Here is a 22,038-nt window from a genome sequence, read left to right on the forward strand (position 1 = left end):
ACATTGTAAATCCTTTGAAACTGAAGAAGGATTTACAGAGTGTACGTCATAATAATTTGTCTATGATTCGATATACCAATTGAAATGAGGACGGAGTTGCTTCCCTTTAGTAGTAATCTTCAAAATAATAGATGTTAAAAATGAATGTATTACATGAGATTTGCAAATACAGCATATGTAATATGGAAAAAGAATGTAGTCTATTATTTTCCATTTTAATGAAATGGAAATGAAGGAGAGAGGGCAATGAAGAAAAGAATGTTGCGTATAATGACGGTAGCGACTATTATGGGTGGTTTATTATTAAATGCAAATGTTCCTAATATAAAAGCAGAAGAGTATCCAGAAATGATTGTATTTGATGATGTTCCAGTAGACTATTGGGCATATGAATATATTATAGACGTTGCATATAATAAAGTTATGCTAGGTTATGGAAATGGGAAATTTGGTGTTGGCGATAATGTAACGCGAGAACAAGTGGCGGCAGTACTGTATCGCGCACTTAATATAAAACATGAAGGGCCATTACACAATCCGTATAAAGATATTTCTGAAAGATCAACAATGTTTCCAAAGGAAATTTTAGCATTAACAGAACATGGTATTTTTAAAGGTGATGAGAAGGGGAATTTCAGACCGAGGGAAACGATAACACGTGCAGAAGTAGCACAAGTCCTTACACGGGCATTTTCATTTGAAGTGAAGAAGAAACATACATTTACAGATGTACCAAATAATTATTGGGCAAAAAATGCAATTAGTACATTGCAATCTAATAATGTCATAATAGGAACAGGGAATGGAAAATTTGAACCAAATAAATTTGTAACACGTGAGCAATATGCAGCATTTTTATATAAGGCTATTATTAATTTTCATTTGAAAGATGAGAAGTATTAAGCGGAAATTCAAAAGTTGTTTAATAGTAAGGTGAAAATATTTTAATTATAGTAATATGTTATTTTAAAAAAAGTGCAAAAGTTTTGCGCTTTTTTTTATGTAATTCATGTATATTTATTCATTTTAATACAAAACATGAATTTACCAAAAATGAAAAAAACAGGTGTGTTAAAGTGACAATTAATAAGAAAAAGATATTATTTAGTAACTTTATTATCAACGAAGTGTAAAGGAAAGTATGTGAAAAACCGTTCACAAATTAGACAAAATTTATATAAATAAGTATATTGATACTTTTTTATTAATTCTTTATAGTAGAAAAAAAGTATGTTTTTAGGGGGAAAATGCGGTGAAGAAAAAGTTTTTAAAAATAGCAACGGCTTTAACAATTATGGGTGGAGTTGTATTAAGTGCAGAAGGTACTAAAGTAAATGCTGAAGTAGTTGTGAAGCAACAACAACAAGCAAATTCTGTTGTATTTAAAGATGTACCAAAAGGTCATTGGTCTTCTGAAGCTATTAACACTCTAGCAGGCTGGGGAATCATTAATGGTTATGGAGATGGGAAGTTTGGTTTTGGCGATAATGTAACACGTGAGCAAGTAGCGGCTTTAATTTATCGTACGATTGATTTTAGCGAAGTGTTTGAGGAAGGCGACGTACTTGAGAATCCATACAAAGATATTAATGAAAATTCAACAATGTTCATAGAAGAAATTTTAGTATTAACAGAAGTAGGTATCTTAAAAGGTGATGGAACTGGGAACTTTAGACCGAAGGATACGCTAACACGTGCGGAAATGGCACAGGTTCTTACGAATGCTTTTGAATTAGAAGCAAAGGGACCTCATACTTTTAATGATGTTCCAGCAGATTCATGGGCAAAAAATGCGATTAGCGCAATACAAACAAATAATATTACAAATGGAATAGGCGAAAATAAATTTGGTCCGTCTATGAGTGTAAAGCGTGAACAATATGCAACATTCTTACATAGAGCAATTTTAAATGATGAGCAACAATAATTTATAAAAAGAGCTGGTGTTATACAACACCAGCTCTTTTTTTTTGCTTGAAATAAATATATCTTTGGAAAAAATCTGTTAAATTTTCAAAAAAAACTTCCTTTTCTGAAGATTTGTTATATAATATAAAACATAAAATCAAATCTGTTATAAAACAGTTTAAGAAGGGGATGCTAATATGTCGACGCAAACTTCACGGGTTACACTGCCCGGAGAAATGTTACCAGCGTACAACGAAATATTGACACCTGAGGCGCTTAGCTTTTTAAAGGAACTACATGGAAATTTCAATGAACGTCGCGCGGAACTTTTACAAAAGCGTGTGGAGAAACAAAAAAGAATTGATGCAGGGGAGTTTCCTACGTTTTTAGAAGAAACAAAGCATATACGTGAAGGTGATTGGACAATCGCTGAGCTTCCGAAAGATTTAGAGGATCGTCGTGTGGAGATTACTGGACCAGTAGATAGAAAGATGGTCATTAACGCTTTAAATTCAGGAGCACATCTTTTTATGGCAGACTTTGAAGATTCGAATGCACCAACTTGGAGAAATGCTGTTGAAGGCCAAATTAACTTACGAGACGCTACTAGGGGAACGATCTCACATAAAAATGAGAACGGAAAAGAATATCGTTTAAATAGTAATACGGCTGTCTTAATTGTGCGTCCGAGAGGGTGGCATTTAGAAGAAAAGCATATGCAAGTTGACGGCAAGAACATGTCTGGCAGTTTGGTGGATTTTGGATTGTACTTTTTCCATAATGCGAAGACGCTTTTAGCAAAAGGAAGTGGCCCATACTTTTACTTACCGAAAATGGAAAGTTACTTAGAGGCAAGATTATGGAATGACGTTTTCATATTCGCTCAAAAATATATCGGTATTCCGAACGGAACGATTAAAGCGACTGTGTTAATAGAAACGATTCACGCTTCATTTGAAATGGATGAAATTTTGTATGAACTAAGAGATCATTCTGCTGGTTTAAACTGCGGGCGATGGGATTATATATTTAGTTTCTTAAAGAGTTTCCGAAATCATAATGAATTTTTACTTCCAGATAGAGCGCAAGTCACGATGACAGCGCCGTTTATGCGCGCGTATTCTTTGAAAGTTATTCAAACGTGTCATCGCCGTAATGCGCCAGCAATCGGAGGGATGGCAGCGCAAATCCCAATTAAGAATGATCCAGAAGCAAATGAGGCGGCTTTTGAGAAAGTGCGTGCTGATAAGGAGCGCGAAGCTTTAGATGGACATGACGGGACTTGGGTTGCCCACCCGGGACTTGTACCGGTTGCAATGGAAGTATTTAATCACATAATGAAAACGCCAAATCAAATTTTTAGAAAGCGTGAAGAAATACGTGTAACAGAAAAGGATTTATTAGAAGTACCGATGGGAACGATTACAGAAAGTGGTCTTCGCACGAATATTAACGTCGGTATTCAATATATTGCATCTTGGTTAAGTGGGCGGGGAGCAGCTCCAATTTATAACTTAATGGAAGATGCAGCAACAGCAGAAATATCAAGAGCACAAGTATGGCAGTGGATTCGTCATGAGGGTGGAAAGCTAAGTGATGGCCGTGATATCACTTTTAAATTGATGGAAGAATTGAAAGAAGAAGAACTAGCAAAAATAGAAAGAGAGATTGGTAAGGAAGCATTTAAGAAAGGGAGATTTGAAGAAGCTACAAAACTGTTTACAAGCCTTGTTCGCAATAACGAGTTCATGCCGTTTTTAACATTACCGGGTTATGAAATTTTATAAGAAACAAGAAAAGGGGATGGAACATATGAAAAACGAAAGAATTGATACATTGCAAGAAAGCTGGGAGTTAGATACACGCTGGAAAGGAATCACACGTCCATATTCAGCGGAAGATGTAATTCGTCTGCGCGGATCAATTGATATTGAACATACGTTAGCGCGCTGCGGTGCGGAGAAGCTTTGGAAATCACTTCATACAGAAGATTATATTAATGCACTTGGGGCATTAACAGGAAACCAAGCGATGCAACAAGTGAAGGCTGGATTAAAAGCTATTTATTTAAGCGGTTGGCAAGTAGCGGCAGATGCGAATCTTTCTGGACATATGTATCCTGATCAAAGCTTATATCCAGCGAACAGTGTACCGGCTGTTGTAAAACGAATTAACCAAACACTTCAACGTGCTGATCAAATTCAGCATATGGAGGGTAGCGGTGATACGGATTATTTCGTCCCAATTGTGGCGGATGCTGAAGCTGGATTTGGTGGACAATTAAATGTATTTGAACTAATGAAAGGAATGATTGAAGCGGGGGCATCTGGCGTGCACTTTGAAGACCAATTATCTTCAGAGAAAAAATGCGGGCATTTAGGCGGAAAAGTATTATTACCGACGCAAACAGCGGTGCGTAATTTAATTTCGGCACGTCTTGCTGCGGATGTCATGGGTGTACCAACAATTATCGTCGCAAGAACAGATGCAGATGCGGCAGATTTAATTACGAGCGATATCGATCCAGTTGATCAAGAGTTTATTACAGGTGAAAGAACACCAGAAGGGTTTTATCGTACGAAAGCAGGTCTTGATCAAGCAATTGCACGTGGTTTAGCGTATGCGCCGTATGCAGATCTCGTTTGGTGTGAAACGTCGGAGCCAAATTTAGAAGATGCAAAACGTTTTGCGGACGCAATTCATAAAAAATATCCAGGGAAGCTACTGGCTTACAACTGCTCCCCTTCATTTAACTGGAAACAAAAGTTAGATGAAAAAACGATTGCAAGCTTCCAAAAAGAAATTGCATCATACGGTTATAAATTCCAGTTCGTAACGCTTGCTGGATTCCATTCATTAAATTACGGCATGTTTGAATTAGCGCGTGGTTATAAAGAGCGCGGCATGGCAGCGTACTCTGAATTACAACAAGCAGAGTTCGCAGCAGAAAAAGATGGTTACTCTGCAACGCGCCATCAACGCGAAGTAGGAACAGGTTACTTTGATGAAGTAGCACAAGTTATTACAGGCGGTACTTCATCAACGACTGCTCTAAAAGGATCTACGGAAGAAGAACAGTTTACGAAATAGAGATAGAAGTAGGTGCCTATAATAGGCACCTACTTCTATTTAAAATATCCAATTTAATATAGTGAATATGCCAACGATAGCAGTGAAAAGAAGGCATGCGAATAATGCTAGACATCCCCATGTAAATAGTTTGTCTTTCCATGTTTCTTCATAATCATCAATGAGTTCTTCTATAACTTTCTTCTGCAATGGCTGTAAAGGATGTTCGGTGTGTAGTCCTGTAATAATGTCATGATCTCCTTTGAATTTTAAAGCACGTACAATATGATAAGGGTCGTTTCCCATCGATTTTTCAAATTGTCGACATGCAGCGTGCATAATATCTGTTTTCTCTTTTTCGAGATACCAATATCGTCCAGCCATTTCGGGGTATTGTAATGTAAAGTAAATATCACCGAGTTTTTTTCTAAGTTCTAACTCATTCGGATAAGTAGCGATTAATCCGTGTAATCTATCTCTTGCTTTTCCGAGGTTGTTATTTTCAATCTCTTTTTCAATTCTCTTTAATGTTTTTTCGGGGATTATTTCTGCCATGTAATCCTCCTTTATTAAAATCGGTGTGGTTATATTTTATAAGAAATACTAAAAATTAGAAATTCTATTTTCGAAAAAGATTGTACATTTTATTTTAATGTGCTATGATGATGTCAGTTGAATAGTTAAATTAAGCAATCCATATATTATCAAGTGCCGAAAACGAACGAGAAAAAGTATGTGAGAACTAGTTTATGTTTCGTATTTGATAATGTGTGGATTCTTTTTTTATACAGGAAGACTAAAATAATTTGTATTTTCTTAGGAGGAAATAATCATGGCAGTAACAGGACAAGTAAAATGGTTTAACAACGAAAAAGGCTTCGGTTTCATCGAAGTTCCAGGCGAAAACGATGTATTCGTACATTTCTCTGCAATCGAAACTGAAGGTTTCAAATCTCTAGAAGAAGGTCAAAAAGTTAGCTTCGAAATCGAAGAAGGCAACCGTGGACCTCAAGCTAAAAACGTAATCAAACTATAATTTTATAGTTGATGATGGAAAAAAGGATGGCTCATGCCATCCTTTTTTTGTTGTTGAAATATACGAACATAATGATTATATTGGGGGAGAAGGTGGGAATATATATGATGGAAAAGTATATAAATGAAGTAATACTCGATGTTTGTAGAGGTAATGAAAAAGAGTAAAAGGCTTTCCAAAAAAGGAGGGCCTTTTACTCTTCTTTTCCAATTTTTTTCTTTTTGCGTTTCTTGCATTCTGGGCATTTTGATTTACGAAAAGGCTTTGCAAAGAACAGTAGAATGAAAAATAAAGCGAATATAATACTAGCTGAGTTTTTCACAATCACAATGCTGTTATTTTTTATATGAATTGTTGGTTGGATCTCTTTTTCTTCCATAATGGCCCCCCATATATTGGATTTATATTTTAATTATAGCAAAGTTAATTATTGTAATGATGTGAAAAGAGGAAGAGATTATAAATATTTTTTGTACAGGTTTTAATCAATTCATTATTATATAGTTATTTTTAAATTTGATAAATGTTTGATAAATGATAAATTATTGTAAAAAAGGGGGATTTGTAAAGCATTTCCTTTTCGTAGGTGCTAAAATTATACATGCAGCTGCTACTATAAATAGAAAAAAGGAGATAGTAGAATATGGAAAGTAAAGTAGAACGTTATGTCGAAAATTATGTTGTAAGTAAAAATACGATGGCCTTACTTCCTGTTGTTCTAGGAGAAAAGAAAGTGGTTACGCGAATTGTTGAAATGGAAGATTCTTTTTTCGTATTTCAAAAACCTCTCGATATTATAGAGAGAAGTTGCCGGAAACATGGTTCAAGTTTTTTTGGAAGAAAAGAAGGAACGAAGGAGTTAACTAGTATTACACATAAAGCTCCTATCGCAATTAGCCCGACAGATCAACTTTATTTTTTCCCTACGTATTCTTATTCTCGAAAAGAGTGTGCGTGGTTGTCTCATTTTCATATTGAAAATAATAAAGAATTAAAAGATGGAAATCTTATTATTAGATTTATAAATGGTTTCGCTGTGAAATTAGAAATATCCAAAAGTAGCTTTGAAAATCAGCAAAATCGTACAGCGAAATTACGGACAGAGTATGAAGACCGTAAGAAAAAACAAGGAAATCCTTGTTTTAAAGAGATTGATAAAAGTGAAGAATCTAAATTAACGCCAGCCTATGAGAAAGTGTATTTTGTAAGGGAAGGTGAAGTGTGAGAGGAAAAGGGTGAGGAGACTCATCCTTTTTTGATTTCATTATATATACCGTTACGCTGTAAGATTCATAAATAAAACGAGAAAAATTTGCGGATTTTTTGTTCTTTAATAGCTTAAGGAAGTGTAAAATTACAATATAAGGGTAATTTTACCACATATACTTATCGCGATGTTAATATACATCATTTTACATTTGCGGCATACAGGATATTTCTTACCTTATTATATAAAAAGGAGATGGTATGTTGAAAAGGACTATGTTATTTTGGGCGCAATATATTCTTGTTTTGCCTATATTATTTCTTACCTTTATGTTTACTGGTTTCGTTGGTAGTCAGTTAATGATAGGTGCTGATAAACAACATTTTATTTTTACGCCTCAAAATGCAACAGAATATAGTCAAATTAGTGAAGTTGATAAATTGCTATTTGCTTTTTCAATTCAGCCAGTTGTCACCATAGTATTTCTGCTATCGATTGTGTACGTACTGACACTTATTGTCTTTCAAATTATTGAATGTAAGAAGAAAAGAAAGATATTACATAGTTTGCAATATATGATTCTTATACCAATTTTTATTTACTTGTGCTTAGGGATAATGCAATTTTCCGCAGTTAGTTTAACTTGGATAGATAATTGGAAAGATTATCTTATATTCACTCCTAGTACGATAACTGATGAGCAAGATATATATACGATTGATAAGTTTTTATACAAATTTCGAATGCTACCTATTCCGAGTACAGTATTAATACTATCTTTCTTATATTTATTAATACTTATCGTGATTGATAGTATACGCTTACTAAAAAAGTTTCTTGTAAGAACTAGTCATTAGAAAAAGAGGATTGTTTGAAGGTATAACAATTATTTGTCACTACTCATTTCTACCTGTATGGAAATACGGATTGATACTTCTGTAGTTCCTTCTTTTTCATAATATGTAACCGTTAAGTTATAACCTGTGCGTGGTGTCTAAATTATTCTCATGTTCTGTCGAATATTGAAAGATTATCATAGCATAATAATGAAGGAATTCTAGCGGAAGATATGGAAACTTAATAATTACATCTCCATATGTCATATCTACCATTTCCTCTTTCATATAAGCGATGATACAGTAGAGGTAGTAATTAGAGTAAAGGGGTAATGTGTAGAATGGATTTTCAGACAATCAAAGAATATTTTTCACCAGAAAATATGGATCACATTGTTGAAAGTTATAAAGCGTTCGGGCCGCTTCTTGGTATTGGTTTACCGATGATAGAGGCGCTTATTCCAGCATTGCCTCTCATTGTGTTTGTACTGGCGAATGCTGTTGCATTTGGTTTTTGGTTCGGTTTTCTTTATTCGTGGCTTGGATCAGTAATTGGTGCAATGCTTGTATTTTTCATCATTCGTAGCTTTGGAAGAACGCGTTTCTTTTCTTTTGTAAATAAACATGAGAGAGTGCGAAAGGCGATGGGATGGATTGAAAGAAAAGGGTTTGCGCCAATCTTTGTCATATTCTGTTTTCCGTTCACACCATCTGCGCTTATAAACGTTGTAGCTGGTTTGTCTCGCATTAGCGTAAAACAATTTGGACTAGCGTTAGCATTCGGAAAGCTTGTTATGATTTTTATTTTAACGTATATCGGTCATGATTTAATGTCGTTTATTCATAAACCGGTAAAATCCGTTATTGTAGCAATTGGTATTTTTATTTTATGGTATGTAGGTAAAAAAATTGAAGTAAAGTTAGAACTACATTAGGAAAAGTCTTCTTTATAAAGAAAAGCTTCATTATTAAAGGGCGAGGGGAGAAGCGAATGAAGAAAACTTTGAAAAAAGAAGGGCTAGAGTGGATAAGAACAATTTTAATTGGTGTACTATTAGCTGTATTTTTTCGAACGTTTTTCTTTTCAACGTACGTTGTAGAGGGGAAGTCAATGATGCCGACATTGCAAGATGGCAATATGCTCGTTGTAAATAAGGTGAGTTATCAAGTAGGGGACTTGAATCGATTTGATGTTGTTGTGTTTCATGCGAATAAAAAAGAGGACTATGTAAAACGAATTATCGGTTTACCTGGGGATCATATCGAATATAAGCATGATAAACTATATATAAATGGACAATTCGTAGATGAACCTTATTTAGAGAAGTATAAGAAAGAGATAAATGGACGACAACTAACAGGTGATTTTAAACTAGAAGAGTTAACGAAAGAAAAGTCGGTACCACCTGGATATATTTTTGTAGTAGGTGATAATCGCCTCGGGAGCTGGGATAGTAGGCACTTTGGATTTGTAAAAGCTGATACAGTTGTCGGTAAAGTTGATTTACGATATTGGCCGATTAAAGAGGTGCAAACGAATTTTTCAAAAGGTTGATATAATTAAGTAAAAGTATAGAAAAAGACAAACAACTCAGTTTGTCTTTTTTCGTGTCCTATAATACAATTATGGTAGCAAACTAACGTTCGTTATGTAAGTGAAAGGTGGGGTTACATGTCACTTCGATTTGTGATTGGTAGAGCTGGAAGTGGAAAAAGTACACTTTGTTTACACGAAGTGCAAGAAGAGTTAAAGCAGCGCCCAAGAGGGAAAACAATATTATATCTTGTGCCAGAACAGATGACATTCCAAACGCAACAGGCGTTAATTGGGAGTGAAGAGGTAAGAGGTTCTATTCGGGCACAAGTTTTTAGTTTTTCGCGATTAGCGTGGAAGGTGCTGCAAGAAGTTGGCGGAGCGAGTCGTCTTCATATTGATGAAGCGGGCGTGCATATGTTACTTCGTAAAATTGTAGAGTCCCGTAAAGATGGATTATCGGTGTTCCAAAAAGCAGCGGAGCAAAACGGTTTCTTTGAACATCTTGGTAGTATGATTGCGGAGTTTAAACGTTACAATGTGACGCCATCTAACGTATATGAAATGTGGCAACAATTAGATGCGCATAGCAGTAGTGCAGAGCAAAAGCTGCTAGCGAATAAAGTGTATGATTTACAGTTATTATATGATGATTTTGAACGTGCTTTAATCGGAAAGTATTTAGATTCAGAAGATTACTTACAATTATTAATTGAGAAGCTTTCAGAATCTGAATATGTAAAAGGCGCGGAAATTTATATAGATGGATTCCATTCATTTTCCCCTCAAGAGCTAGAAATTGTTAGAGGGCTAATGAGATTAGGAACTAGAATCACAATCACATTGACAATAGATGAAAAAACGTTAGCGCAGCCAGTGAATGAACTAGATTTATTTTATGAAACGACGTTAACGTATGAACGAATAAAGCAAGTAGCTCGTGAAGAGAAAATAGAAATTGAAAAAACAATTCCGTTGATGGAGCAGCCGCGTTTTCATTCTCCGGCATTAGCTCATTTAGAAGCCCATTATGAAGCGCGTCCGAATGAAAAATTTAACGGTGAAGCAAGTGTAACGATTAGTACAGCAGCTAATTTACGAGCTGAAGTAGAAGGTGTTGCTCGTGAAATTAGAAGACTTGTGGCGGATGAAGACTATCGTTACCGAGATATCGCAGTCCTTCTTCGTAACGGAGAAAGTTATTACGACGTAATGCGAACGTTATTTACAGATTATAATATCCCGCATTTCATCGATGAAAAACGCCCAATGTCACATCATCCGCTAGTAGAATGTATTCGTTCTGCACTCGAGATTATTAGCGGGAATTGGCGTTATGATGCAGTATTCCGCTGCGTGAAAACAGAGCTTTTATATCCATTAGATGTAAGAAAAGAAGCGATGCGCGAAGAGATGGATGAGTTTGAAAACTACTGTTTAGCGTACGGTGTACAAGGGAAGAGATGGACTTCAGAAGATCCGTGGATGTATCGCCGCTATCGTTCTCTTGATGATGCGAGCGAAATGATAACAGACAGTGAGCGTGAAATGGAAGAGAAAATAAATCAACTTCGTGACGTTGTAAGAACGCCAGTTATTCGTATGCAAAAAAGGCTGAAGCGTGCTGGAACAGTTATGCAAATGTGCGAAGCGGTATATTTATTTTTAGAGGAGCTTGACGTTCCGAAAAAACTAGAAGAATTACGTGTTCGTGCAGAAGAAAGTGGAGATTTCTTATTTGCGACAGACCATGAGCAAGTATGGGAAGAAGTGATGAGCCTTCTTGATACGTTTGTAGAGATGCTTGGTGAGGAGAAGATGTCACTATCTATGTTCACGGACGTTATGTCGACAGGTCTTGAGGCGCTTCAATTTGCGAACATTCCGCCGTCACTAGATCAAGTGTTAATTGCTAATATTGATCGTTCTAGATTATCAAATATTAAAGCGACATTCGTTATTGGAGTGAATGAAGGCGTTATTCCAGCAGCACCTATGGATGAAGGGATGCTGTCTGATGAGGAAAGAGAAGTTCTTGGCGCGGCAGGAATTGAATTAGCGCCAACGACGAGACAAACTTTATTAGAAGAACAGTTTGTTATGTATCAAATGGTAACGAGAGCATCTGAGAAATTATACATTTCATGCCCGCTTGCAGATGAAGAAGGGAAGACGTTACTTGCTTCTAGTTTTATTAAAAAAATAAAAAGAATGTTCCCTGATGTGAAAGAATCATTTATTACAAATGACGTAAATGACTTATCACGTTCGGAACAAATTTCATACGTAGCAACGCCAGAAGTGACATTGTCTTATGTCATGCAGCAGCTGCAAACATGGAAGCAATACGGATTTGAAGGTAATTTAGACTTTTGGTGGGATGTATATAATTTCTACGTTACTTCAGATGAATGGAAACAAAAAAGTAGCCGCGTGTTATCAAGTTTATTCTACCGAAATCGTGCACAGAAACTAAGTACAGCGGTAAGTAGAGATTTATACGGAGATACAATTAAGGGAAGCGTTTCTCGTATGGAATTATTTAACCGTTGTGCGTACGCTCATTTCGCACAGCACGGTTTATCGCTAAGAGAGCGTGATATTTTCAAACTTGATGCGCCAGATATCGGTGAACTATTCCATGCAGCGCTGAAAAGAATTGCAGACAGGTTATTACGTGAAAACCGTACTTGGGCAGATTTATCAATAAAAGAGTGTGAGCATCTTTCTACTTTAGTAATAGAAGAAATTGCACCATTATTACAAAGACAAATTTTATTAAGTTCAAACCGTCATTTCTATTTAAAACAAAAACTACAACAAATCATATTCCGTACATCACTCATTCTTCGTGAACATGCGAAGTCTAGCGGTTTTGTACCAGTTGATTTAGAAGTACCGTTTGGTATGGGCGGGACTGGATCTCTTCCGCCAATGGAATTTGCGTTGCCAAATGGTGTGAAGATGGAAGTAGTGGGCCGTATTGACCGTGTTGATAAGGCAGAAGATGAGAGTGGTACGTTCCTTCGTATTATTGACTATAAATCAAGTTCGAAAGCGTTAGATTTAACAGAAGTGTATTACGGACTAGCGCTTCAAATGTTAACGTATTTGGATGTTGTTACTTCAAATGCACATACGTGGATGAAAAAGGGCGGCACTGCATCACCGGCGGGTGTATTGTATTTCCATATTCATAACCCGATTGTTGAGATGAAAGGCGATGCATCTGAAGAAGAAATTGAGAAAGAAATTTTAAAGAAATTTAAAATGAAAGGGCTCGTACTAGGAGATGCTGATGTTGTTCGTTTAATGGATAATAAACTTTCAACAGGAAGCTCTGATATTATTTCTGCTGGTCTGAAAAAAGATGGTAGTTTTAGTGCGCGTTCTAGCATTGCAAGTGAACAAGAGTTTAATGTACTTCAAAAATATGTACACCACTCGTTTGAAAATATCGGAAAAGACATCACAGAAGGTGTTATCGATATTGCTCCTTACAAAAAGGGGAATAAAGCGGCTTGTACGTTCTGTAACTTTAAATCTGTTTGTCAGTTTGATGAATCACTTGAAGATAACCAATTCCGTACGTTAAAAGATATGAAAGATAGCGAAGCAATGGAGAAAATTAGAGAGGAGGTTGGCGGAGAATGATAGAAAATTGGCCTGAAAAACCAGAAGGTAGTCAATGGACAGATGACCAGTGGAAAGCGGTTGTAGCGAATGGACGTGATATTTTAGTCGCAGCAGCAGCTGGATCTGGGAAAACAGCAGTATTAGTTGAACGTATTATTAAAAAGATTATAAGTGAGGAAAATCCAGTCGATGTCGACCGCCTGCTCGTTGTAACATTTACGAATGCAGCGGCGCAAGAAATGAAAAATCGAATTGGAGAAGCGTTAGAAAAAGTATTAATTGATGGGCCAGGTTCACAGCATATAAGAAAGCAGCTTAGCTTATTAAATAAAGCTTCCATTTCAACAATCCATTCATTTTGTTTACAAGTGATTAGAGGATACTACTACATGCTTGATGTCGATCCTCGTTTCCGTATTGCGAACCAAACAGAAAATGAATTGTTAAAAGAAGAAGTGCTAGATGACATATTAGAAGAAGAGTATGGAATCGAAGATAATAGTATTTTCTTTGAATTAGTTGATCGTTATACGAGTGACCGTAGTGACGATGACCTACAACGAATGATTTTAGCGCTTCATACAGAATCAAGAGCGCATCCAAACCCGGAAAAATGGCTTGATAAATTAGTAGAAGCATACGATGTTGAAGGAAAGACGATTGAAGATTTAGTGTACGCTTCTTACTTATTAGAAGATGTGAAATTCCAGCTGGAAACAGCGGAACAGCATATTCGTAAAGCGACTGAACTCGCAATGCTTCCTGACGGTCCGGCGCCTCGCGTTGAAACGTTACAAGCGGATTTAGCTTTACTTGGAATGTTATCCTCAGCAGCTCGTGGGTCGTGGACAAGCGTTTATGAAGCGATGCAAAACGTATCGTGGCAAACGCTAAAGCGTATTAAGAAAAGTGATTACAACGAAGATGTTGTAAAACAAGTAGATTCTCTTCGTAATAAAGCGAAAGATGAAGTAAAGAAATTACAAGAAGAACTATTTAGCCGCAGACCTGAAAGTTTCTTACGAGATTTTCAAGATATGCATCCTGTATTAGAAAAACTCGTGAAGCTTGTAAAAGTATTTACAGAGCGTTTCCAAGCGATTAAGCGTGATAAAGGAATGGTTGATTTCACAGATTTAGAGCATTTCTGTTTACAAATTTTAAGCGAGCAAAGTGAAGACGGTGAAATGAAGCCTTCAGCAGTAGCGCTGCAATATCGTAATAAATTCGCTGAAGTACTAGTCGATGAATATCAAGATACGAATTTCGTACAAGAATCCATTATTAAATTCGTAACGAAAGACTCTGAGAGTGAAGGAAACTTGTTCATGGTAGGTGACGTGAAGCAGTCAATTTATCGTTTCCGACTAGCAGAACCAGGACTGTTTTTAGGGAAATACAAACGATTCACACAAGAAGGATCGGGCGGTGGAATGAAGATTGACTTAGCGAAAAACTTCCGTAGCCGTCATGAAGTGTTAGCAGGTACGAACTTTATCTTCAAACAAATTATGGGCGAAGAAGTCGGAGAAATCGACTATGATGCTGACGCTGAATTAAAGCTAGGTGCTAGCTATCCAGAAGGTGAAGATGTAGCGGCTGAATTACTATGCATTCAGCAAACAGAAGAAGAAGTGCTAGACGGTGAAGAAGGTGCAGAAGTAGAAAAAGCACAGCTTGAAGCTCGTCTTATGGCGCAGCGTATTAAAGCAATGGTCGATTCAGGTTATGAAGTGTATGATCGTAAAACTGATAGTATGCGCCAAGTACAATACCGTGATTTCGTTATTTTACTTCGCTCCATGCCGTGGGCGCCGCAAATTATGGAAGAGTTAAAGCTGCAAGGAATTCCGGTATATGCTGACCTTGCGACTGGTTACTTTGAAGCGACAGAAGTAAATATTATGATGAACGTATTCCGCGTTATCGATAATCCGATGCAAGATATTCCGCTTGCAGCTGTACTTCGTTCACCGATCGTTGGACTAAATGACGAAGAACTTGCAACGCTTCGTGCTCATGGAAAGAAAGGTTCATTTTATGAAGTGATGAGTTCATTCTTAAAAGGAGCACCGCTTGAAGAAGAACAAGAACTGCATGATAAATTAGAGTGGTTTTATAACTTACTGCAAGGGTGGCGTGAATTTGCGCGTCAACAATCACTTTCCGATTTAATTTGGAAAGTGTACGGTGAGACAGGCTATTACGACTTTGTCGGCGGTTTACCAGCCGGAAAGCAAAGACAGGCAAACTTACGCGTACTATATGACCGCGCGAGACAATATGAAGCAACATCGTTTAGAGGATTATTCCGCTTCTTACGTTTTATTGAGCGTATTTTAGAACGCGGAGATGATATGGGAACGGCGAGAGCTCTTGGAGAACAAGAAGACGTTGTTCGTATTATGACGATTCATAAAAGTAAAGGGCTAGAGTTCCCAGTCGTATTTGTAGCTGGACTTGGTCGCCGTTTTAATACACAAGATTTAATGAAACGCTTCTTACTTCATAAAGATTTCGGTTTCGGTTCACAATTTATCGATCCTCGTAAACGAATTAAATATACGACATTATCACAACTAGCGATTAAGCGTAAAATGAAAATGGAATTAATTGCGGAAGAAATGCGCGTATTATACGTAGCGTTAACGCGTGCAAAAGAGAAGTTAATTTTAATCGGAACAGTTAAGGATGCCAATAAGGAAATGGAAAAATGGCTCGATGCGCGGGAGCATAGTGAATGGTTATTACCAGATCATATACGTGCCGGAGCGTCTTGCTATTTAGACTGGATTGCACCTTCATTATATAGACATCGTGATAGTGAAATGCTTCTTGAATTAGGACAAGGAAATATTCCAGTCGACATTTATGAGTATGACACTAGCTGGAAAGTAGAAGTTGTTGATGGAAAAGATTTACTTGCACCAGAACCAGTTCAAGAAGAGAAACAAGAATTGTTAGAAGCGCTTCGTGAGAAAAAGGCTGTTCCGCTAGAAAGTGAACGGAAAGAAGAAGTGTACGATAGATTAATGTGGGAATACGGGTATGAGGACGCGACATCGCACCGTGCGAAACAATCTGTTACAGAAATAAAGAGAAATTATCAATCTGAAGAAGGTAGCGATAATGCCTTTATTAAAAAACTTCGTGCACCAATTAAAACACGTCCGCGCTTTATGGAGAAAAAAGGACTAACGTACGCAGAGCGAGGGACAGCAGTCCATGCCGTTATGCAGCATGTAGATTTGAAGAAACCAATTACGATTGAAGTTCTTCAAGAACAAATTGCAAGAATGGTAAATAAAGAACTATTAACATTTGAACAAGCTGAAGAAATAGCGATTGAAAAAGTCATTTCATTCTTTGATAGTGGTTTAGGTAAAAGAGTAGTAGCAGCAAAAAGTGTTGAGCGTGAAGTACCATTTACGATGATGCTTTCAGCAGAAGAAGCGTATCAAGATTGGCAAGGGAAGAAAGGCGAATCAATACTTGTCCAAGGGGTTATCGACTGTATGATCGAAGAGGAAGACGGAATTACATTAATCGACTTTAAAACAGATACGATTGAAGGAAAGTTTCCAGGCGGATTTGATCAAGCGAAACCAATTTTAGAAGACCGATACAAAGTACAGCTTTCACTATATGCAAAAGCACTCGAGAAAAGCTTAAAACATCCTGTGAAAGAGAAGTGTTTATACTTCTTTGATGGGAATCATGTTGTAAAGGTTGAGGAATAGAGCTTAGAAAGAGGTTATGGAGTATGGCGACGTTAAGAACTTGTGATCAAGGACACGAGTATTATAAAAATAGCGATTGTCCAACTTGCCCAACCTGTGAGAAAGAGAGAAAGCCGAAAGAAGGCTTTCTTTCTCTTTTTTCAGCACCAGCAAGGCGAGCGTTAGAACACTATGGAATTCACACTGAAGAAGAACTTTCAAAGTACAGTGAAAAAGAAATTTTGAAACTGCACGGTATAGGACCAGCATCTTTACCTAAATTGAGAGCGGCTTTAGCAGATAAGGGATTATCATTTAAATAAAGAAAAACTAATCATTAGTGAGGAGTAGCATCTTAACTAATGATTAGTTTATATAATCGGTATTAATTAGCTGGATAAACGTATATAACGAAATCTCATTTTGAAAATCTTAAATCGATGGACAAAACGCTTTAACAGATGAATTTATGAAGTGTAGAGAACTTGATAAAGAATATAAGTGAATTGATTATAATAGTAAGAAAGGAAGTGCAATACTATGGATTTCGAAACAGTAATGCAAGAGCTTGAAACTCTCGGCAAGGAACGGACTAAAAAAATATACATATCCAATGGTGCAAAGGAGCCACTTTTTGGAGTAGCTACAGGTGCTATGAAACCAATCGCGAAGAAAATAAAAATCAATCAAAGTTTAGCTGAAGAGCTTTATGCTACAGGTAACTATGATGCGATGTACTTTGCAGGCATTATTGCAGATCCAAAAACTATGAACGAATCGGATTTTGATCGTTGGATGGATGGGGCGTACTTTTATATGCTATCCGATTATGTGGTGGCAGTAACTTTATCAGAATCAGAGTTTGCACAAGACGTGGCTGATAAATGGATTGCAAGTGGTGACGAATTAAGAATGTCAGCGGGGTGGAGTTGCTACTGCTGGCTTTTAGGGAATCGAAAAGACCATGAATTTTCCGAAAGTAAGATTGCCAATATGCTAGAAGTTGTAAAAAATACAATTCATGATGCGCCAGAACGTACGAAATCCGCTATGAATAATTTTCTAAACACCGTGGGGATTTCATATGTGCCGCTACATGAAAAGGCAGTTGAAATTGCAAAGGAAGTAGGCATAGTGGAGCTAAAACGGGACAACAAGAAAAGCAGTTTTCTAAATGCTTACGAAAGTATTCATAAAGAACTTGATCGAGGAAGACTCGGATTCAAACGTAAATATGTAAGATGCTAAAAATAGAAGAAACAGCCCTAGCTCTACACAAAATAGAGCTAAAAGCTGTTTCTTTTTTACGCTGTTGCAATTTGATCTTGGTCTGCAACGTCCGAATCAAATGTATTTGTTGCACTAACTCCGCTAAAAGTATTAACGACAAATCCGACATTGGAAGCCCCAGACCCGTTATAAGCTTTCGTATTTTCTTTCGGAGATACATTATAAAAATCCCCTAAATTGAAAGAGCCATTACTGTTTTGAACGACGAGATTTCCTACAACAGAAGGCATGCTATCCACCTACTTTACTAAGCTTTTTAATTACTATATGAATTATTGAGCGGAAGGTTCATCACTAATGTATTGGCGGATTTGCATAATACGAGAGTTATTAAAAGCATAATCGACATTTCCAATTTGAAAGCAACCAGAATTTAAAAGTGTTCGCAATTCAACATTGTTTACTTCAATAAAAGGGCATTCATTTATAATATTTACTTTTACATCTGTTGTTCGCTTTGGAATAGTAATGTACTCATCTGTGAAAACTTCAAAAGCATCTAAGCGACCTTCTCCTTTTAAATAACAAGGAATTTCCCGATGAACTAAAAGTGCCCTACTTTTTAATTCCATTTGATTTGCATCACCAACTTGAAGTACTGCGGTAATCCCTAAAGAAATAATAGAAACATTTTGGACGACGGAAACATGATGTAACATAAGTTTGGTCTCCTTAGCCTGGAGTTGGAGGGACATCTGTTACTAATGGTACAAATGGCCCCTCTGTAACAGATTCGAATGGCGTATCAAGAATAGAAGAAAGGATGAGAAGGTTTGCATCTCCAATTAAAAATAATGCAGAAGAAGAAACCCCGTTCATTTTAATCTGCCCTACTTTTAACTCGCGGTTTACAACATTTAAATTCATACATACTTACTCCTTTCGGAAATTGCCCGGTATGTGTTGAATAAAGGAAAGAAAGGCTTTGTCAATATCTTGTTTCATTGCTTGAATAATGACGTCTCGTAAATAATTGGGATCTGTTGAAACACCCTCATAAGATTGAACTTGTGATAAATAATACGGAAGTCTATGTTCCATCTGTTTTTTTATGTCATCCACCATCATTTGCCGATACATCTCATCAAGCGGTGTTCTCTCTTCTTGTTCAAAATGGAGGATTCGATTATATGCTTCTTCATCTAAATAGCGATGCATTTCTTGAAGGACACCTTGATAGAAGTCTGGATTTGGTTCTGTTTCAGGGTTTACTTTCAACGTTTCTGTATCCACTTGAAAATCTTCAATTTGCTGCCCTTTTGTCGCAAATGGATTTAAACCAATATTTAAAGTGCCGTTTAAATTTTCTACTTTTAATTGATCGAATTTGTATTCCACTTTTCCTATAGAAGAGGAGGGGCGATTTTTTAATTCATTAAGCTCTTCTTGTAATAGGCGGACTTGATCTTCTAGGTTAAGGATGGTTGCTTGTTGTGTTTGAAGAGCTTGCTGAAGTTGGTGTAAGTAAGTATATATATCTTGATTCATTTTGTGATACCTCCTTTTCAATAGGGAGGGTATATTACTGCTATATATTTATGATAAGGATGGCCTAAGAAGAACTAGCTGAAAGGCTTTATGGAAATAATTTGTCCTTTCGCATTCAAAGGGCGAAGAGGTGCTGTAAATCCACCGCTATTTGAAAATTTAGATAGAGCTTTAATACTTCCGGCAGTACCAATTTGAAATACAGAAGATGTCGTAATGCTATCGATTTTAATACTGTTGATGATGATGCTTTGGTTTACATAAAAATTCAATGTAATCGCCTCCTTTAAGTTGAACCAATTATCGCTTGATCGATTACATCTGAATCATTTACAGTTGTTGAACTTTGATAATTGTAGACAGAGACATTATCTCCAACATTAAAGGAGCCGGCCCCGGCAAAAGCACGTGAATAACTAATAGGTCTAATCGCAAATACATCTCCAATATGAAAAATCCCACTTGAACCAATATTAACGATACGAATATGTCCGACCATAGCTGGCATATAAAACACCTTTCATTTTTAAAATTTTCTTTTCTACTATTGTATGGGCGTTTTCAATAAAATGTGTCCTTTTTTGAAATAAAAGAAACACATACGTTATTGCGTATGTGTTTCGAACATTTGAGTGTGTGTGCAATCTGTGTGTATAGGCCAAACAACATTTAAGAGCCTGTCCAGTTCCTGGCTACAATCCACTGTTTTTTGAGAAGTCATTCCGTAGCGTTCAGCAAAATAGATCATTTTTTCGCGTTTTTTTTCGATAGCTTGCTCAAACATTGAAATCGGCTCCATCTCTCAATAAATTTTATGTATATATGTAGTACATATTATACAAAAATCCCATAAAAAAGAAACATCTTCGCTAAAAAAAGTATAATTTCTACATTTTATGTCAAATGACGATGTGGAACAAATATAATAATGGTTGAATATTGTAAAAATTAGCGTGCATAAGAAGGTTTTTTTCTTAAGGATGCGAATACAATTAAAGGGTATGAGTTTTAGGATGGAGAGTGGAAATATTGCGTTTTGTAACGGCTAAGAAAGAAGAAAAGGTATTTGTAGGTATTGTGGATGAAGAGGAAGATAGAGTCTTACATTTAAGAGAAGCGCAAAGACAAAAAGGGGAAAAGGTTACGATCCCAATTACTATGTTAGAGTGTATTGAAAGAGGAAGTGAATGCCTTGAGAAGGTGTACGATATTGTAAATTGGGCGAAGGAAAATGCGGAAGCAGCGTATTATCCGTTAGCAGAAGTGAAAATATTAGCACCGATTCCAAGGCCGAGAAAAAATATTCTTTGTGTTGGAAAGAACTATCGTGAGCATGCGGTGGAAATGGGCGGAGTAGAGTCTATCCCTGAAAATATAATGATCTTTACAAAAGCGCCAACAACAGTGATCGGAATTGATGAGCAAATTAATGGTCACCCTCATGCAACGAATGAACTGGACTATGAAGGGGAGCTAGCAATCGTTATTGGTAAGCGAGGGAAACAAATAAAAATAGAAAAAGCTCTTGACCATGTTTTTGGATATACAGTTATAAATGATGTAACTGCTCGGGATATTCAAAGGAAACATAAACAATTTTTCCTAGGGAAAAGTTTCGATACATTTTGTCCGATGGGACCGTATTTAATTCATAAATCGATGGTTAGAACGCCGAATGAATTACACATTGAAACGGTGGTAAATGGAGAAGTAAGGCAAACTTCAAATACGAGAGAAATGATTTTTTCAGTAGAAGAAATTATTTCAACTATAAGTAAAGGCATGACATTAGAGCCAGGAGATATTATTGCAACAGGGACACCAGCTGGTGTTGGAAAAGGTTTTACACCACCGAAGTTTTTGCATGCTGGTGATGAAGTTGTTGTTACAGTAGAGGGAATTGGTACGCTTAGAAATATTGTGAAATAAAAAAAGAGCTATCTTTTCATAAGATAGCTCTTTCCTATGGTCGCGGATTAACAGAGTAATTTAAAATGGCAAAAATATACAATCTGATTAATGCTAAAGTGCAAATTCCAATTAGCATAACTGCAAGTGCGCTTCTTTCGCGGCCAAAACCGATAATTGTAAGGAAAACAGCAGTCCAAAATGATGTTTTTAGTAGTGTGAATGTATTAGGAGTTGAATAATGACTGAGTAACGTTGTAGATAATATGAAGCCGATGAATGTCATAGAAATAAAAATTGTAGCTAAATAGTTAATATGTTTACCGTATTTCAACAACATACAGTTACCCCCTTTTCTAAAAAGACGGAATATTCAATTTTATTTTACGGTAAATTACTAAAAAAAG

The 22,038-nt window shown here is 36.5% G+C and carries 24 protein-coding genes; 14 read left to right on the forward strand and 10 right to left on the reverse strand.

Features of this window, described 5'->3' with window-relative positions; all coding sequences use genetic code 11:
- Positions 1–246: 246 nt before the first annotated feature.
- The 4 genes from LUS72_RS05675 (at position 247) to aceA (ending at position 4,998) form a co-directional block, all read left to right on the forward strand.
- Positions 247–903, forward strand: coding sequence for an S-layer homology domain-containing protein (locus tag LUS72_RS05675; RefSeq protein WP_264448696.1), 657 nt, complete (start codon positions 247–249; stop codon positions 901–903).
- 349 nt (positions 904–1,252) lie between these two features.
- Positions 1,253–1,927, forward strand: coding sequence for an S-layer homology domain-containing protein (locus LUS72_RS05680; protein WP_097829985.1), 675 nt, complete (start codon positions 1,253–1,255; stop codon positions 1,925–1,927).
- 178 nt (positions 1,928–2,105) lie between these two features.
- The gene (aceB, locus tag LUS72_RS05685; protein ID WP_097829986.1) at positions 2,106–3,695 is read left to right on the forward strand and encodes a malate synthase A; all 1,590 of its coding nucleotides are present in this window, start codon (positions 2,106–2,108) and stop codon (positions 3,693–3,695) included.
- Between the two features lie 25 nt (positions 3,696–3,720).
- Complete coding sequence (gene aceA, locus LUS72_RS05690; protein WP_097829987.1) at positions 3,721–4,998, forward strand: isocitrate lyase; 1,278 nt, start codon at positions 3,721–3,723, stop codon at positions 4,996–4,998.
- Between the two features lie 39 nt (positions 4,999–5,037).
- Here aceA and LUS72_RS05695 read toward each other — a convergent pair whose 3' ends face one another.
- Positions 5,038–5,532 carry a DUF6584 family protein gene (locus LUS72_RS05695; RefSeq protein WP_097829988.1) on the reverse strand — a complete coding sequence of 165 codons (495 nt, stop codon included), beginning with the start codon at positions 5,530–5,532 and terminating at the stop codon, positions 5,038–5,040.
- 277 nt (positions 5,533–5,809) lie between these two features.
- On the opposite strand from LUS72_RS05695, the gene cspA reads away from it, so the two are divergent.
- Positions 5,810–6,013 (forward strand): RNA chaperone/antiterminator CspA, encoded by a 204-nt coding sequence (cspA, locus tag LUS72_RS05700; RefSeq protein WP_000301522.1) that lies wholly within the window; start codon positions 5,810–5,812, stop codon positions 6,011–6,013.
- A gap of 193 nt (positions 6,014–6,206) precedes the next feature.
- Here the strand turns inward: cspA and LUS72_RS05705 are convergent, their stop codons facing one another.
- Entirely contained in the window at positions 6,207–6,392 is a 186-nt protein-coding gene (locus LUS72_RS05705) for a hypothetical protein (protein ID WP_097829989.1), read from the reverse strand.
- Between the two features lie 264 nt (positions 6,393–6,656).
- Between LUS72_RS05705 and LUS72_RS05710 the strand changes: the two genes are divergently transcribed.
- From LUS72_RS05710 to LUS72_RS05745, 8 genes are all read left to right on the forward strand, one after another.
- The gene (locus tag LUS72_RS05710) at positions 6,657–7,238 is read left to right on the forward strand and encodes a competence protein ComK (RefSeq protein ID WP_097829990.1); all 582 of its coding nucleotides are present in this window, start codon (positions 6,657–6,659) and stop codon (positions 7,236–7,238) included.
- Between the two features lie 242 nt (positions 7,239–7,480).
- Entirely contained in the window at positions 7,481–8,077 is a 597-nt protein-coding gene (locus tag LUS72_RS05715) for a DUF4306 domain-containing protein (RefSeq protein ID WP_097829991.1), read from the forward strand.
- Between the two features lie 320 nt (positions 8,078–8,397).
- Complete coding sequence (locus LUS72_RS05720; protein WP_097829993.1) at positions 8,398–8,991, forward strand: TVP38/TMEM64 family protein; 594 nt, start codon at positions 8,398–8,400, stop codon at positions 8,989–8,991.
- Positions 8,992–9,047: 56 nt separating this feature from the next.
- On the forward strand, positions 9,048–9,611 hold the full coding sequence (gene lepB / locus LUS72_RS05725) for a signal peptidase I (protein ID WP_097829994.1): 564 nt from the start codon (positions 9,048–9,050) through the stop codon (positions 9,609–9,611).
- Positions 9,612–9,728: 117 nt separating this feature from the next.
- A complete protein-coding gene (addB, locus tag LUS72_RS05730; protein WP_264448697.1) occupies positions 9,729–13,244 on the forward strand; it encodes a helicase-exonuclease AddAB subunit AddB in 3,516 nt (1,171 codons plus the stop codon).
- The gene (gene addA, locus LUS72_RS05735) at positions 13,241–16,966 is read left to right on the forward strand and encodes a helicase-exonuclease AddAB subunit AddA (RefSeq protein ID WP_097829996.1); all 3,726 of its coding nucleotides are present in this window, start codon (positions 13,241–13,243) and stop codon (positions 16,964–16,966) included. Before addB ends, addA begins: the two co-directional genes overlap by 4 nt.
- Before the next feature lie 23 nt (positions 16,967–16,989).
- Complete coding sequence (locus LUS72_RS05740) at positions 16,990–17,268, forward strand: RNA polymerase alpha subunit C-terminal domain-containing protein (RefSeq protein WP_097829997.1); 279 nt, start codon at positions 16,990–16,992, stop codon at positions 17,266–17,268.
- A 217-nt stretch (positions 17,269–17,485) separates the two neighbouring features.
- On the forward strand, positions 17,486–18,193 hold the full coding sequence (locus LUS72_RS05745) for a DNA alkylation repair protein (protein ID WP_097829998.1): 708 nt from the start codon (positions 17,486–17,488) through the stop codon (positions 18,191–18,193).
- 56 nt (positions 18,194–18,249) lie between these two features.
- On the opposite strand, the gene gerPF is transcribed toward LUS72_RS05745, so the two are convergent.
- The 7 genes from gerPF to LUS72_RS05780 all read right to left on the reverse strand — a co-directional run bounded on the left by gerPF (position 18,250) and on the right by LUS72_RS05780 (position 20,507).
- Positions 18,250–18,465: a spore germination protein GerPF gene (gene gerPF / locus LUS72_RS05750; RefSeq protein ID WP_002170786.1), complete on the reverse strand. Its 216-nt coding sequence runs from the start codon at positions 18,463–18,465 to the stop codon at positions 18,250–18,252.
- A 42-nt stretch (positions 18,466–18,507) separates the two neighbouring features.
- Positions 18,508–18,894, reverse strand: coding sequence for a spore germination protein GerPE (locus tag LUS72_RS05755; protein WP_097829999.1), 387 nt, complete (start codon positions 18,892–18,894; stop codon positions 18,508–18,510).
- A gap of 13 nt (positions 18,895–18,907) precedes the next feature.
- Positions 18,908–19,102: a spore germination protein GerPD gene (gerPD, locus tag LUS72_RS05760; RefSeq protein ID WP_001052805.1), complete on the reverse strand. Its 195-nt coding sequence runs from the start codon at positions 19,100–19,102 to the stop codon at positions 18,908–18,910.
- Positions 19,103–19,108: 6 nt separating this feature from the next.
- On the reverse strand, positions 19,109–19,723 hold the full coding sequence (gerPC, locus tag LUS72_RS05765) for a spore germination protein GerPC (protein WP_097830000.1): 615 nt from the start codon (positions 19,721–19,723) through the stop codon (positions 19,109–19,111).
- Between the two features lie 74 nt (positions 19,724–19,797).
- Entirely contained in the window at positions 19,798–19,995 is a 198-nt protein-coding gene (gene gerPB / locus LUS72_RS05770) for a spore germination protein GerPB (protein ID WP_097830001.1), read from the reverse strand.
- 14 nt (positions 19,996–20,009) lie between these two features.
- Entirely contained in the window at positions 20,010–20,231 is a 222-nt protein-coding gene (gene gerPA, locus LUS72_RS05775; RefSeq protein ID WP_001111191.1) for a spore germination protein GerPA, read from the reverse strand.
- A 96-nt stretch (positions 20,232–20,327) separates the two neighbouring features.
- Positions 20,328–20,507, reverse strand: a complete 180-nt coding sequence (locus LUS72_RS05780) for an aspartyl-phosphate phosphatase Spo0E family protein (RefSeq protein WP_002087032.1) — start codon at positions 20,505–20,507, stop codon at positions 20,328–20,330.
- A gap of 245 nt (positions 20,508–20,752) precedes the next feature.
- Between LUS72_RS05780 and LUS72_RS05785 the strand changes: the two genes are divergently transcribed.
- Positions 20,753–21,652 (forward strand): fumarylacetoacetate hydrolase family protein, encoded by a 900-nt coding sequence (locus LUS72_RS05785; protein WP_170961003.1) that lies wholly within the window; start codon positions 20,753–20,755, stop codon positions 21,650–21,652.
- A gap of 34 nt (positions 21,653–21,686) precedes the next feature.
- Here LUS72_RS05785 and LUS72_RS05790 read toward each other — a convergent pair whose 3' ends face one another.
- On the reverse strand, positions 21,687–21,971 hold the full coding sequence (locus tag LUS72_RS05790) for a hypothetical protein (RefSeq protein ID WP_264448698.1): 285 nt from the start codon (positions 21,969–21,971) through the stop codon (positions 21,687–21,689).
- Positions 21,972–22,038 lie beyond the last annotated feature (67 nt).

The organism is Bacillus cereus (assembly GCF_025917685.1).
Lineage (GTDB): Bacteria > Bacillota > Bacilli > Bacillales > Bacillaceae_G > Bacillus_A > Bacillus_A cereus_AT.

Coding starts and splice junctions, on each gene's coding strand:
- LUS72_RS05740 (WP_097829997.1), top strand. CDS start 16,990: ATGGCGACGTTAAGAACTTGTGATCAAGGACACGAGTATTATAAAAAT.
- gerPC (WP_097830000.1), bottom strand. CDS start 19,723: ATGAATCAAGATATATATACTTACTTACACCAACTTCAGCAAGCTCTT.
- LUS72_RS05695 (WP_097829988.1), bottom strand. CDS start 5,532: ATGGCAGAAATAATCCCCGAAAAAACATTAAAGAGAATTGAAAAAGAG.
- LUS72_RS05790 (WP_264448698.1), bottom strand. CDS start 21,971: ATGTTGTTGAAATACGGTAAACATATTAACTATTTAGCTACAATTTTT.
- aceA (WP_097829987.1), top strand. CDS start 3,721: ATGAAAAACGAAAGAATTGATACATTGCAAGAAAGCTGGGAGTTAGAT.
- gerPA (WP_001111191.1), bottom strand. CDS start 20,231: ATGCCAGCTATGGTCGGACATATTCGTATCGTTAATATTGGTTCAAGT.
- aceB (WP_097829986.1), top strand. CDS start 2,106: ATGTCGACGCAAACTTCACGGGTTACACTGCCCGGAGAAATGTTACCA.
- LUS72_RS05715 (WP_097829991.1), top strand. CDS start 7,481: ATGTTGAAAAGGACTATGTTATTTTGGGCGCAATATATTCTTGTTTTG.
- LUS72_RS05780 (WP_002087032.1), bottom strand. CDS start 20,507: ATGTTTGAGCAAGCTATCGAAAAAAAACGCGAAAAAATGATCTATTTT.
- LUS72_RS05720 (WP_097829993.1), top strand. CDS start 8,398: ATGGATTTTCAGACAATCAAAGAATATTTTTCACCAGAAAATATGGAT.
- LUS72_RS05755 (WP_097829999.1), bottom strand. CDS start 18,894: ATGTTACATCATGTTTCCGTCGTCCAAAATGTTTCTATTATTTCTTTA.
- lepB (WP_097829994.1), top strand. CDS start 9,048: ATGAAGAAAACTTTGAAAAAAGAAGGGCTAGAGTGGATAAGAACAATT.
- addA (WP_097829996.1), top strand. CDS start 13,241: ATGATAGAAAATTGGCCTGAAAAACCAGAAGGTAGTCAATGGACAGAT.
- LUS72_RS05675 (WP_264448696.1), top strand. CDS start 247: ATGAAGAAAAGAATGTTGCGTATAATGACGGTAGCGACTATTATGGGT.
- cspA (WP_000301522.1), top strand. CDS start 5,810: ATGGCAGTAACAGGACAAGTAAAATGGTTTAACAACGAAAAAGGCTTC.
- gerPD (WP_001052805.1), bottom strand. CDS start 19,102: ATGAATTTAAATGTTGTAAACCGCGAGTTAAAAGTAGGGCAGATTAAA.
- addB (WP_264448697.1), top strand. CDS start 9,729: ATGTCACTTCGATTTGTGATTGGTAGAGCTGGAAGTGGAAAAAGTACA.
- LUS72_RS05710 (WP_097829990.1), top strand. CDS start 6,657: ATGGAAAGTAAAGTAGAACGTTATGTCGAAAATTATGTTGTAAGTAAA.
- LUS72_RS05745 (WP_097829998.1), top strand. CDS start 17,486: ATGGATTTCGAAACAGTAATGCAAGAGCTTGAAACTCTCGGCAAGGAA.
- gerPF (WP_002170786.1), bottom strand. CDS start 18,465: ATGCCTTCTGTTGTAGGAAATCTCGTCGTTCAAAACAGTAATGGCTCT.
- LUS72_RS05705 (WP_097829989.1), bottom strand. CDS start 6,392: ATGGAAGAAAAAGAGATCCAACCAACAATTCATATAAAAAATAACAGC.